Genomic DNA, 12,137 nt, shown 5'->3' on the forward strand with positions numbered 1-12,137 from the left:
GATTCTACAATTTTTAAAAATTCACAGTATTTCAAATAAATTTTTGAGAGTGCATACAAATAATAATTAAAAACCTTCAAGGTGAATTTGCCTTGAAGGTTACAAAAAGAATCTACAATGAAAAATATCAAAAAAAGCGCTGCCTTAGCTGCCGTTGCCATATCTTTCACCGTACATGCCCAGATTGCTATCGGAAAAAGTGAACTTTCCAGGATACAACCTGCCAATACGACAACCAACCCAAGTATTTCTTTAGAGTTTTATGACTCTTCAGATAATAAAAAAGGGATCGTTCTTCCTTGGACTTCAACGGTGAATAACCAACCCGTAAGTTACAATGCAACAACCGGAGCAGGCTACAGAGGAATGCAGGGCACAATAGAAAACGGAACTTTTATCTTTGATCTTTCAGATAAAAATATAAAATACAGAAAGGACGGAGCCTGGTTTAATCTTACAAATGTAACCTACCCCGTTGATGTAAAAAGATCTGATAACACTACGCAAACGATAAGTGCAAACAATACGGTAGACAGTTCTTTGCAAGACAATGCAAAAGAAAACACAGACGCCAAAGCTGCCATCGGATCCAACTCAAATACTGACACAACCAACGGAATATTGGTACTTACAGATGTAAATCGTGCAATGATTTTACCTAAAGTTGCAAGCCCTCATCTGAACATTATTAATCCGACTCCGGGAATGATGGTATTTGATACGGTAAAGCAACAATTAGCCGTATTCAACGGTACCGTATGGAGTTTTTGGAAGCCATAGCTGTATTTTAGCAAAATATCCCCATAAAGGAGCTGCCCCAATAAAGTGAAACACTTTTTGGGGCATTTTTTTGGTGATTCATGATTGACAACACATATGAACCTGCAACAATTTTTGAAACAAAATAAATATACTCTTTATCCTTCAAAATCTGTATTGAAAGTGATTTTCCATTTCATTTAATATTTCCTTGACTGAGCCTGACTGCTTTTTTAAGTGTCAATATTTTATCTTATAAAAAAATTCCTTAAATCATAAGCTTTAAGGAATTATTGTGATAACACTACGAAGTTTACCTTCTTTACTGTATAAGTTTCAGCAGCTCTGCAGCTACTTTCTCAGAAGAAGCAGGATTCTGTCCGGTAATTAATCTTCCGTCTACGACTGCATAAGGACTCCAGTCTTCTATTTTACTGTAAATTCCACCGTTCTCTTTCAGCATATCTTCTACCAGAAAAGGAACAATATCCGTCAGTTGTACAGCATCTTCTTCTGTATTGGTAAATCCTGTTACATTTTTGCCTTTAACGAGGTATTCACCATTTATTTTTACATTTTTTAAAACTCCGGGTGCATGACATACAAAACCAACAGGCTTATTATCGGTATAAAAATCGACAATCAGCTTTTGCGAGGTCTCATCTTCAGCCAGATCCCACAAAGGACCATGACCACCGGGATAAAATACAGCATCATAATCTTCACTTTTTACTTCTGATAAACGATGTGTGTTTTTGAGTTTATCCTGTAAAACAGAATCGCCATCCATCCTTCTTGTAGCATCTGTCTGAGATGACGGATCTTCACTTTTAGGATCTATTGGCGGAAGACCACCTTTCGGAGAAGCAAGTGTAATCTCTATTCCCTGGTCTGATAATGCATAATAAGGTGCGGCTAATTCTTCAGTCCAAAACCCTGTTTTCAAACCGGTATTACCTAATTCGTCGTGGCTCGTAAGCACAAATAAAACCTTTTTGTTCATTTTAGTAATTTTTAAATCTATAGTACAAATTTCAACATATTTTATTTGTCTGGCACGTGATGTACATCACTTATTTTGTGTGACACATCTCACGATTTGTGATAAATCCTGCTTAAAGTTTCTCTGGAAACGCCGAGATAAGATGCGATAATTGATTTGGGAAGTCTTTGAATAAGCTGCGGATAATGAGTGGAAAACTGCTCAAAACGCTCTTTTGCACTTGCGGTAAGTAATGAGAGAATTCTCTGCTGCAGGGCAACATATCCGAAACTGTTTTTAATTCTGAAAAAATGTTCAATCTTATGATTATTTCTGCACATTTCTTCCAGGTTTTCTTTTTCTATACCGTAAAGTACAACGTCTTCCAGACAACTTATATTTGTAACTGAAGAAACTTTATTATAGAAAGCCTGAAAATCTGAAATCCACCAATTTTCACTTGCAAACTGAATGATATGCTCTTTTCCGTCCTGAGAAATCAAAGAAGCTTTCAGAAGACCTTTTTCTACAAAATAAATAGAAGTAACCGTTTCGCGTTCCTGAATAAGATACTGGTGTTTTTTGAGTTTTTTTAATGTAAAAAAAGAATTGATGTACACAAACTCTTCATCTGTAAGAGATACAATCTCCTCAATATGTTTTCTCAGTTCTAGACTCATTTGATTCTGTAATTTTGTAATCAAATATAAAGCAAATAATCCTGCTGTCTGTAAGTATCAGATAAAATGATAAAGTATTAAATTCTGAGAAGATTAATCACAGTAGCTCATTTATTACAAACATTTGCTACTTTGCAATACACAATATTTAAATTACAACATACCTTTACATTATATACTTATCATTATGCGAAGATTATTTTTATTGTGTCTCGCATATTGAAAATTGAAAAACAGAATCTTTTTGTTTCATTAAATTTACGTTTCATAAAGTATGAAAGATGATTTCAAAATGTTTAAATAAAACATTTCTTTATTATAAATTTAATTTATTAAGAATAAATCTCAATGAATTACGAAATCTTTGAGCCAAGCCGGGCATTAGCAATGCTTGTCAAATGCTACTGGATCATGGAAAGTTCAGAAAATGAAACCATCGAAAAACAATCTGTCGTTCCGGATGGATGCATGGAAATGATCTTCCATTATGGTGATCTTTACAGGCAATATACCGCTGAAGGAAATAGCATCATCCAGCCAAGATGCTTTGTCATCGGGCAGCTGACCCGTCCGCTTGAGATAAAACCAACCGGAAAGACCGGCATTTTTTCTGTCCGCTTCCATCCCAACGGATTCTTACCTTTTACGAACCTTCCGGTAAAAGAGCTGGAAGACACTGCAGTTTCATTAGAAAAACTGTTCGGAAAAAAAGGACTGGAGATTGAGGAGAAAATCTTAAAAGCACCTTCACCGACAGAGAAAATAAAGCTGATTGAAACGTTTTTAACAAACAGGCTGACCGACACCCAAACCATCGACCATATAGTAAAATCAACTGTAGAAACTATTTTAACGGCCAATGGACAGTTAACTGTGGCTGAGCTTTCAAGGCAGGTTAATATCGACAGAAGGCAGCTTGAACGTAAATTTCATTCAGGTATTGGTTTAAGTCCCAAACAATTGCTGAAAACCGTCCGTATTCAGACTACTCTCAAGATGCTCCTTGCTCATGAATTTACTAATCTTACTTCTTTAGCTCATGAAAACGGCTATTACGATCAGGCACATTTTATCAAAGATTTCAGGGAATTTGTAGGGGTTACCCCAAAAGAGTTTTATAAAAAGAGTTTAAAAATGACTTCTTTTTTTATTAAAGATTGAGAATGTCGCTTTTTTACAATTTTGCACTTCGCAGATCCTGCAAATTTGTATTGTTATATGATAAGCCGATAATATCATGGTTACCATCAATCTCTAAAACAATGACAACAAAAACAAATTTAGCTATGGCTGCTGCTCTGTTACTGCTTTGCGCCTGTACCGTAAAAAAGAAAAACAGTATCAAAAACGTGGATTGGCTGATCGGAACGTGGGAACAAAAGACCCTGAAAGGAAGTATATATGAAACCTGGAGTGCAAATGGAAAAAATGAACTGAAGGCTAAAATTTATATGCTGAAACAGAAAGATACTATTGTGTTTGAAACCGTAAGACTTGTTGAGGAGAAAGGTGTTTTATTGTACATTCCTACAGTTAAAAATCAAAACGGTGGCTCCCCTATCCGTTTTGAAGGCAAAAAAATTTCACAAACACAACTTATTTTTGAAAATAAAACACACGATTTCCCGCAGATCATATCTTATGCAAAAATCAGTAACGACTCACTAATAGCAGAAATTTCGGGAATGAAAAACAAAAAGGAAGAACGGCGTCATTTTCCTATGAAACGTTTGAGATAATCTTTCATGAATCTGGGGATTTTTTGATTCCTTCCTTAGATTTCAGAAATCATTTATAGGTATCATTGAATTTAAAAATGTAATGCGAGTTGGAATCTGCAATATAAAATCATTGATAAACACCTAAAAACAAATAAAAAAACATGATCATTTTGTTATTATATTTTTTTCGTAAAAAATACATTCATATGACCATAGTCATAGTATCTGAAATATAAATTTTAAAGCTCCTTTTTCAGCGTTGATGGTACAAAATTGGTTCAGTTGTAATAACCAATTTAACCAAAATACAATTTAATATGAAAAGAGACGGCAAAAAAGTCAGCTTTTGGGAGAGTAAAGCTGATATTGAAAAAATTAAAACTTATGATCAAAGTGATTTTGACACCATTATCGTAGGCGCAGGAATTACAGGAATTACTTTAGCAAAAGAACTTCAGAACCGGGGAAGGAAATGTCTTTTGCTGGAAAAAGAAAATCCTGGATTTGGTACAACGGGCGGAACAACTGCACATATCAACAACTTTTTTGATTCTTCATATGACGAAATCATCGGAAACTTCGGAGAAAAGTCAGCCGTGATACTTGCCGATTCGGCAAAGGAAACAACCCGTTACATCAAGCAGAATATTTTACATTATCATATTTCGTGTGACTTTAATGAATGCAGCTATTATCTTTTCAGCGCCGATGAAAAACAGACCAAAAAACTTGACAAAATATTAGAAGCCCATCATAAAGTCGGTATAGAAACAGAACAGACTTTCGCAATACCTTTCAGCCTAAAATTTGATAAGGCAATAGAAATAAAAGGTCAATCACAGTTTCACCCATTAAGATATATCAACAAATTGTTAAAAGAATATATTAAAGAAGGTGGCGCAGTCATTACCGGAACGCAGGTGACAGATTTTAAAAACAAAGACGGTGTCGTTACCGTTACCACAGATAACAATCTGGAATTCACCTCAAAAAACTTGGTTTGGGCTACACATATTCCTCCGGGAAACAACCGGTTCAGTGTACTTCTGGCTCCGTACAGAAGTTATGCTGTGACGTTACAACTTGAGAATCCTGTGAAAACAATGGCACAGACAGCAGATCTCTATGATCCTTATCACTACGCACGTTATCATAAGTCTGATGATAAATATTACTTAATTGTTGGAGGGTTTGATCACAAGACAGGCGATGAAAAAGACACAGAAAAACATTTTGAAGACCTCATCGAATATGTAAATGAGAATTTTAAATACAAAGAAATAGTGGCAAAATGGTCATCCCAGTTTTACCAGTCTGCTGATGGATTGCCTTATATAGGAAGAATGCCGGGTGAAAACAACATTTATATCTCTACAGGATTTACTGGTAACGGTATGACTTTCGGAACGATGACCTCCCTTATTATTCTGGATCTGCTGGAGGATAAAGAGACCGAACTGGCAAAACTACTATCTCCTTCACGTCTCAAACCGATTGCAAGTGCGGGAGGGGTGCTTGACGAGGTAGTGAATGCATCGCTTCATTTTGTAAAAGACAAATTTTCTGCGGATAAAATTTCTGAATTAAATGAAATCAGCAACGGCGAAGGAAAAATCATCAAGCATGATGGAGCCACTTACGCAGCTTATCGGGATCATAAAGCAGAACTGCATTTGCTAAGTCCTGTATGTCCTCATACGGGCTGCAATGTGGCATGGAATCCTTCAGAAGTTTCCTGGGACTGTCCGTGCCACGGATCTCGCTTTAGTACTGAAGGTAAGTTGCTGAATGGTCCGGCTATGTCAGATCTGGAGAAAATCGATCAGGACAATTTATAATCATTTCCATTATAAACTGGTCTTTTCACTCACTGTACAGATCAGTTTAAGAAAAATAAACCTGGCACATCAATATGGAAAATAAAGATGCACCAGAATTTAAAGTTGGTCAGGGTCTGGTATTGGAGCCTGACCAACTTTAGTGATTCTATAGGAACGATAGAACCATTGTTTTATTTTAAATCGATATCAATCTATTATTTGCACACTAAGAGTATCTGATAAGCTCCGGTTGAGGTTATATGATCAGTAATGGATACCGTAAATTTTCCTCTGACATATTGAGAAACAACCATTTCTGCCGACATTTTTTTCTTCCCATGGTATAAAAATCCTTCCAGTGGCAGCTCTTTGCGTAATTTTTAAACATCAACAGCTGATTTATTAACAATGCTGAGTACATTTGAGCATCCGCTTGAATCTTGGATAACAGTAATTACCAGAAGCTCATGAGGCTCATCACTGTAATTGGTATATACTTTCTGATTTTCTTCCTCAATATCTTCCACACGTTTAAAACCATGCTCGGTAATCATCAGGCGATCCAAATGTTCAAAATTGTATTGCGAAATCTCATGAATTGCGGAGGCAGTCAGACTCTGGGCATAATTGAGGCTGAAAAATAATATAAAAATTACTGATATAAATTTCATAGAACTATTCATTGATTAAGAATTATTGGTCTTCCTTTTCGCTGATGCTCAAAATATGATGAAGCTTTAGCTGCCCCAGAAACTTTTTCTAACCTGCTTATGTGCTTCTTGGTCTGCATAGTAGATATCTTTTAAAGCATCAACAAAAATTTATGCAATAGCGCATTTTCATTTCATTTTCTTTTATTGTAGCATTTTGTGTTATTCTACATTGATTTTATTCATCTATTTCCTGATAATGTTATTTTAAAATTCGACTAAACCATCTGCCAAAGCCTTCCATTGAATTTTTGAAAGTCCCACCATTCCGCCTAAAGCGATCGTTAAATTTCGTGCTTTATCAGCTATACCGGCATTCATATTGGGAGTCTCGTTGCGTCCGTAGATTCCCAGTTTAATGCAATAATCGGTTCCTCGGAAGATTATTAATGTGGAAGTCGCTTCTGCAGTATAAAAATGTGCAGTATTGGTATTTTCTTTACCCGGAATTTCAGAAGGTCTGCATTCGATCAGCAACAATTCAGCAATATCGCCTTCATCAAATTGTTTCTCATACATATCGGTAATCTGTACCCAATCAAATCCTCTTGCTTCAAAATTTCCCGGTCCGGGGATATCGATCCTGATGAAGTCACCTTTTTCGGGAAGCCTTTTTTTTAGATTTCCGTCTCTGTCATGAAGCTTAAAATCTGCACCTGTACCTATGGCATAATAGCTCCAGTAATTTACAGACAGAAAGCGGTCTTTTAAGGTTTTAAAATTTTCAATCGTGTTTTCTAAATCGTTTAACTTCCTGACGCTTTCGGTATCGTGAAAGCTGCCTTTTTCATGTTCGGGAACTCCTGTTACTATTTTAGGTTTCATATAATAATTTTATTTATCAGTTTTCGTGATGAGGCATATCAACAGGTTTTGATTCGGGAGAGCCTTTCTCACGCAGCCAAATTGAAAGAATGACGATCGAGGCAACTGCTAGGAACTCACTCTGCCAGTTTTGGAATGACTCAAACCAAAACCGGGAATCATACATATATTCTGAAGTGCTCAACAAAGGCAGCTTTTTGGCAATCTGCTCATCGCAGTATTCTTTATAACTTCCGTAAAAATGCATAATGAAACTTGCTAGAAAAAGAATACCGAATGCTATTGAAAGAGAATGTTTGTATAATCTAAGCCATATTCCTCCTTTTTTAACAGGCCACGGTGCATTGGGATGAGGGTGAGGCTCTCGATCAACATCTTCTTCCTCATCCATCGACTTTGATTCGCTGGATCCTTTCTGTTTAAGAAAAACAGTGAGCAAAACATATAACATCATCTGTAAAAACTCACTTTCCCAGTTCTCAAAAGTTGCCTGAATAAAATGACCGCTATGCAGATATTCTCCGATACTCAGGAGGGGTTGCCCCAGTTCTGCCAATTCATTATTCTCAGTTTTCCATCCGGTCATTATCTGTCCGTATAGGCAGATTATCATGAATAAAAGAAGGACAATGCTTAAACTGTTGCGATAAAAAAAATTCTGTTTAGCCATTGATATTATATTTAATTATAATTAACTGAATGATTATTTCCACTAAATGATTTGGTCTTTCAGCACCCATACACTTACCGACTGTGCATTGACTGTAAAAGTACCTTTACCTTCATCATCTAAAACAATTTCCTCTGTCCTTTGGTGTAAAAAATCATAAAATGTTGCATTAGCATATTCTTTTCCCCAGCTCACCTCTTTACTACACGTCTTACTATTTGAGATAATAACCAGACAACCATCGTCTTTCCCGTTTCCAGACAGCATGAATGCGATGCAATTTTGATGGTCAAAAAAATTGATTTGCGATCCGTGAGCAAACTTTTTTCGAGCTTCCATCAGTACTGGTAAGAGGTGCAGCTCAGGAATTACAATATGTGCTTCATTATTATCTTTCGTATCTGTATATTCTGCCCAAAAAGATCGGGATCAAGCAGTCTATTTCCAAGGATCAAGCACCACTTTTACACAGCCGTCTTCCTTTTTATCGAATATTTCGTAGCCTTTTGCGACCTCATCAAGCGAAAGCCGATGTGTAATAATATCGTCAAGCTTCACCTGTCCGGTTTCTACATATTTCATTAATTTATCTATAATCGTATGTACCGGGGACTGTCCTGCTTTTAGGGTGATTCCTTTATCAAACAGCTGTCCTACTCTGAAATTGTCATAATTCATGGGATAAACGCCAAGTATAGAAACAAATCCGCCACGACGTACCGCACTCATACAGGCATCCAAAACTTTTATAGATCCTTTTTCGAAGTTGATAAGTGCTTTGGCTTTATCTGCCAGATTTCTGTCTGGCTCAAACCCGACTGCGTCTATGCAAAGATCTGCGCCTCTGCCGTTTGTCATGCTTCTGATTTGCTCGACGGTTTGTTTGGCATCTTCCCATCGGATGGTTTCACAGCCTGTCAGATTTTTGATATGATCCAAACGGTATTGCAATGTGTCAATAACGATCACTTTTTTAGCATTATGGAGAATTGCACTTTTAACAGCCATTGCCCCTACAGGACCTGCTCCGAATATAGCAACCGTCTCCCCGCCCTTTAAATCTGCCCACATCACGCCGGTATATCCTGTCGGAAAAATATCGGTAAGAAATAGCACCTGCTCGTCACTCAGTGAGTCCGCCACTTTTCTTGGTCCGAAATTGGCGTAAGGTACACGTACATATTGAGCCTGTCCACCGTTATATCCTCCATAGAGATCGGTATAACCAAACATTCCGCCCCCTTTTTCCGTTACAAGACCTCCTTCGGGTCCGTAATTTTCAATATTCGAGTTTTCACAGCCTGAAGGGAGATCGTTCTGACAAAAGTAACAGCCTCCGCAAGCAATTGGAAATGGAACAACTACCCGGTCACCAACATTCAGATGACTGATGTTTTTTCCTACTTCTTCAACGATCCCCATAAACTCATGTCCCATGACCATAGGTCTCGGTTGGGGAATGCCTCCTGAATACATGTGAAGATCGCTTCCGCAGATTGCGGTAGAAGTGACTCTTAAAATAATATCGTTTTGATCTTCTATTTTCGGATCATCGACTGTGTCACAGGTAATATTACCTGGTGAATGAAAAACTGCTGCTTTCATATTTTAATATTTTATTGATTGGTGTTAGTAATTAATAGCAGTGCAAGGTCTGTATCATATGATATTAATCTGCACAGCCTGTGTGTATATCCCGAAATTAGAAAAAAACTCAGATAAATAAAATGATCTGAATCATAGAGGAGAAAATTCCGGAATACCAACCCTATTCTGTCTCAATGTTTCAATAATAATGCCGGATCTGAAAATCCTATTTGCCAACTTTCTGATAATACAAAGATCAGGTAAATCATGTATAAAGCACTTACAGTCATCCCAATGATGCTAAGGATTCTTACTGTTTTCAGGTTATCAATGCTCCCGTAATTTGTCCTGTTTTTGCTCAAAAATATTTTTTTCCTGTTATAAAGTATAAGCGCAATGACTCCCCTATTATATTTAGCAACTGCTTTTCAGCTAAGACTGAATAATGTTTACACAATCAAAAATATTGAAATTCAATTCACCAGATTATGATTTTAATCATAGCTGATTTCATTTTTTTTTGATGGTACATTGATACTGTCTGTAAGCTCTGAAAATTTCGCATTCAGTACATCTCCTTTATTGCGTCTGGTGATAAATAGATTTCCATTTGGGGTATAATACAACATTTGTGGTTTGCCAAAACCGGATACAGCTATTAAAACAGTCCATTTCCAGATACAATTGCAGTATTAGCATCCGGAATAACCTACGCTCTGAAATTCAGCATTATTTAAATTTATTTTGGAATTCTGTAGTGGTAAAAATTAAACGACATGCAAGATCAATAGAAGATTTTGCCACTGACGATTTTAACAAGGTTTTCACGTTCCATACGTTTAATCAATCTGATGACGGTCTCGACCCGAAGTCCTGTCAGTGATGCAATTTCAAGACGTGTATACGGGATTTGATAAGAGTATTGTTCTGTTGCATTATGATACTGCTTCAGGCAATCCATCACACAGATTATTTTACTCAGAGGATTAGTGGAAGATAAATTATTGAGCATCACATACCGGTAATGCATTCTTTGTGAAGTATACTGATAAAGCCGGAAAAGAATACTTCTGTCATTTTCTATGAGCTTCATAAACCTGGGAATAGTGACTTTAATGATTTCTGTATTTGTCATAGCAACAGCATTTACCGGATAAGGTCTGTCGGAAAATATGAAAGTCTCACCAAGGCAGTGCCCTGCTGAAGGAAAACTATGGATAAACTCTTTCCCCTCCTGATGATAATTATTGATCTTCACATTGCCATGCTTTATCTGATAATAAAATTTCGGAGTTTCCGACTCTCGAAAGATCATATCATTTTTGGCAAAACTCACTAGTTCTCCTCCGTAAAGAAGGAGTAAATCTTCATCGACTAACATGCTGGTTAAAAATAATTAAGAAAAACAAAATGCATCTAAATCTACCTATACTAAACAATAAATACATCACTAAAAAGTGATTTTATGCCGTTATTCAAATTTAGTAGTATAGGGCATTTCATATGTATGATCTAAATCATACACATCGTAATGATGATAAAAAAGGCAGAGAATCAGCAGAATAATGCAGTGATATTTTGGAGAATTTTAAATATCTTTATTATTAAAAACGATTCTTATTGTGGAGTGTATCATCAAAAACATATAATATTTCATCCTCCTCAACAACATTGATTGCTCATTCAAATACTATCAGAAAAAAAGCCTTCATACAATTAGAAGGCTTTGATTTTCATTATTCAGGCATCAGCATGAATATTTTTAAGTTCTGATCTGAATTGACTGACAGCATTTATACTCTCTGTATCTGCTTCTCTGGTGAGCGAAATCGGATCAAATACATCCCAAAGTCCACTATGATGCCATACATTCACATGATCCCAGTCTGGGCGGTCAACAATCGGATAATAGCAGCATCCTAAAAGAGGAATACCTGTTTTTATGACTGAAAGGCATTCCCTGGCTATCGCGTTGATCCATTTTGCACGATCTTCACCGGGATGACTGGTTTCTGAAATCACGATTGGTCTTCCATAACGGCTGAAAACAGTTTCTATTAAAGAATGAAGTGTACGTGACAAAGGATGAGGAGGCTCCTTTGCCCAGGGTAAAAACTCGTGTGTCTCATTGATCCACTGGTTATGATAATAATAATTAACACCAATAATATCAAGATATTCCGGTTTACCTCTGAGTTCTGGACACATTGCTCCTGATAAAATATCATGAACCTGAAATTGCTCAAAATGTTTCTTTTCTGCAGATAAAACTGCTGCTGCTTGACTCTGGTCGTTTGAAACAATGCTGACTAAAGGTTCGGTAATTAAAATTCTTACCGAAGGATCAACTTCTTTCATCATCTCGATACCTTCAATATATGCT

Annotated in this window: 12 protein-coding genes and 1 pseudogene; 4 read left to right on the forward strand and 9 right to left on the reverse strand. The window is 36.6% G+C overall.

All coding sequences use genetic code 11. The features are described 5' to 3' along the window. The first annotated feature begins 117 nt into the window (after positions 1-117). Positions 118-780 carry a phage tail-like protein gene (locus AC4FQ5_RS11450; protein WP_491143401.1) on the forward strand — a complete coding sequence of 221 codons (663 nt, stop codon included), beginning with the start codon at positions 118-120 and terminating at the stop codon, positions 778-780. Positions 781-1,081: 301 nt separating this feature from the next. Here AC4FQ5_RS11450 and AC4FQ5_RS11455 read toward each other — a convergent pair whose 3' ends face one another. Further along, a complete protein-coding gene (locus tag AC4FQ5_RS11455; protein ID WP_491143403.1) occupies positions 1,082-1,762 on the reverse strand; it encodes a type 1 glutamine amidotransferase domain-containing protein in 681 nt (226 codons plus the stop codon). Positions 1,763-1,851: 89 nt separating this feature from the next. Continuing rightward, on the reverse strand, positions 1,852-2,421 hold the full coding sequence (locus AC4FQ5_RS11460) for a Crp/Fnr family transcriptional regulator (protein ID WP_491143405.1): 570 nt from the start codon (positions 2,419-2,421) through the stop codon (positions 1,852-1,854). 348 nt (positions 2,422-2,769) lie between these two features. On the opposite strand from AC4FQ5_RS11460, the gene AC4FQ5_RS11465 reads away from it, so the two are divergent. The 3 genes from AC4FQ5_RS11465 (at position 2,770) to AC4FQ5_RS11475 (ending at position 5,980) form a co-directional block, all read left to right on the forward strand. Continuing rightward, on the forward strand, positions 2,770-3,582 hold the full coding sequence (locus AC4FQ5_RS11465) for a DUF6597 domain-containing transcriptional factor (RefSeq protein WP_491143407.1): 813 nt from the start codon (positions 2,770-2,772) through the stop codon (positions 3,580-3,582). Between the two features lie 101 nt (positions 3,583-3,683). Further along, a complete protein-coding gene (locus tag AC4FQ5_RS11470) occupies positions 3,684-4,160 on the forward strand; it encodes a DUF6265 family protein (RefSeq protein WP_491143408.1) in 477 nt (158 codons plus the stop codon). A gap of 299 nt (positions 4,161-4,459) precedes the next feature. Then, positions 4,460-5,980, forward strand: coding sequence for an FAD-dependent oxidoreductase (locus AC4FQ5_RS11475; RefSeq protein ID WP_491143410.1), 1,521 nt, complete (start codon positions 4,460-4,462; stop codon positions 5,978-5,980). Between the two features lie 362 nt (positions 5,981-6,342). On the opposite strand, the gene AC4FQ5_RS11480 is transcribed toward AC4FQ5_RS11475, so the two are convergent. The 7 genes and pseudogenes from AC4FQ5_RS11480 to AC4FQ5_RS11510 all read right to left on the reverse strand — a co-directional run. Continuing rightward, entirely contained in the window at positions 6,343-6,633 is a 291-nt protein-coding gene (locus AC4FQ5_RS11480) for a hypothetical protein (RefSeq protein ID WP_491143412.1), read from the reverse strand. A gap of 246 nt (positions 6,634-6,879) precedes the next feature. Then, positions 6,880-7,497 (reverse strand): hypothetical protein, encoded by a 618-nt coding sequence (locus tag AC4FQ5_RS11485; protein WP_491143414.1) that lies wholly within the window; start codon positions 7,495-7,497, stop codon positions 6,880-6,882. A 16-nt stretch (positions 7,498-7,513) separates the two neighbouring features. Further along, on the reverse strand, positions 7,514-8,167 hold the full coding sequence (locus tag AC4FQ5_RS11490) for a DUF6766 family protein (protein WP_491143416.1): 654 nt from the start codon (positions 8,165-8,167) through the stop codon (positions 7,514-7,516). Positions 8,168-8,209: 42 nt separating this feature from the next. Next, positions 8,210-8,434, reverse strand: coding sequence for an alpha-amylase domain-containing protein (locus AC4FQ5_RS11495; protein ID WP_491143418.1), 225 nt, complete (start codon positions 8,432-8,434; stop codon positions 8,210-8,212). 171 nt (positions 8,435-8,605) lie between these two features. After that, positions 8,606-9,772 carry a zinc-dependent alcohol dehydrogenase gene (locus AC4FQ5_RS11500; protein ID WP_491143420.1) on the reverse strand — a complete coding sequence of 389 codons (1,167 nt, stop codon included), beginning with the start codon at positions 9,770-9,772 and terminating at the stop codon, positions 8,606-8,608. A 766-nt stretch (positions 9,773-10,538) separates the two neighbouring features. Next, positions 10,539-11,135 carry a Crp/Fnr family transcriptional regulator gene (locus AC4FQ5_RS11505; RefSeq protein WP_491143422.1) on the reverse strand — a complete coding sequence of 199 codons (597 nt, stop codon included), beginning with the start codon at positions 11,133-11,135 and terminating at the stop codon, positions 10,539-10,541. Between the two features lie 359 nt (positions 11,136-11,494). Next, positions 11,495-12,137: pseudogene (locus tag AC4FQ5_RS11510) on the reverse strand (hypothetical protein); the annotation flags it as partial.

The sequence above is a fragment of the Chryseobacterium sp. DT-167 genome (assembly GCF_058310155.1).

Bases quoted from the DNA above. Each gene is read 5' to 3' on its own strand.
- AC4FQ5_RS11450 (WP_491143401.1), top strand. From the start codon at position 118: ATGAAAAATATCAAAAAAAGCGCTGCCTTAGCTGCCGTTGCCATATCT.
- AC4FQ5_RS11455 (WP_491143403.1), bottom strand. From the start codon at position 1,762: ATGAACAAAAAGGTTTTATTTGTGCTTACGAGCCACGACGAATTAGGT.
- AC4FQ5_RS11460 (WP_491143405.1), bottom strand. From the start codon at position 2,421: ATGAGTCTAGAACTGAGAAAACATATTGAGGAGATTGTATCTCTTACA.
- AC4FQ5_RS11465 (WP_491143407.1), top strand. From the start codon at position 2,770: ATGAATTACGAAATCTTTGAGCCAAGCCGGGCATTAGCAATGCTTGTC.
- AC4FQ5_RS11470 (WP_491143408.1), top strand. From the start codon at position 3,684: ATGACAACAAAAACAAATTTAGCTATGGCTGCTGCTCTGTTACTGCTT.
- AC4FQ5_RS11475 (WP_491143410.1), top strand. From the start codon at position 4,460: ATGAAAAGAGACGGCAAAAAAGTCAGCTTTTGGGAGAGTAAAGCTGAT.
- AC4FQ5_RS11480 (WP_491143412.1), bottom strand. From the start codon at position 6,633: ATGAAATTTATATCAGTAATTTTTATATTATTTTTCAGCCTCAATTAT.
- AC4FQ5_RS11485 (WP_491143414.1), bottom strand. From the start codon at position 7,497: ATGAAACCTAAAATAGTAACAGGAGTTCCCGAACATGAAAAAGGCAGC.
- AC4FQ5_RS11490 (WP_491143416.1), bottom strand. From the start codon at position 8,167: ATGGCTAAACAGAATTTTTTTTATCGCAACAGTTTAAGCATTGTCCTT.
- AC4FQ5_RS11495 (WP_491143418.1), bottom strand. From the start codon at position 8,434: ATGCTGTCTGGAAACGGGAAAGACGATGGTTGTCTGGTTATTATCTCA.
- AC4FQ5_RS11500 (WP_491143420.1), bottom strand. From the start codon at position 9,772: ATGAAAGCAGCAGTTTTTCATTCACCAGGTAATATTACCTGTGACACA.
- AC4FQ5_RS11505 (WP_491143422.1), bottom strand. From the start codon at position 11,135: ATGTTAGTCGATGAAGATTTACTCCTTCTTTACGGAGGAGAACTAGTG.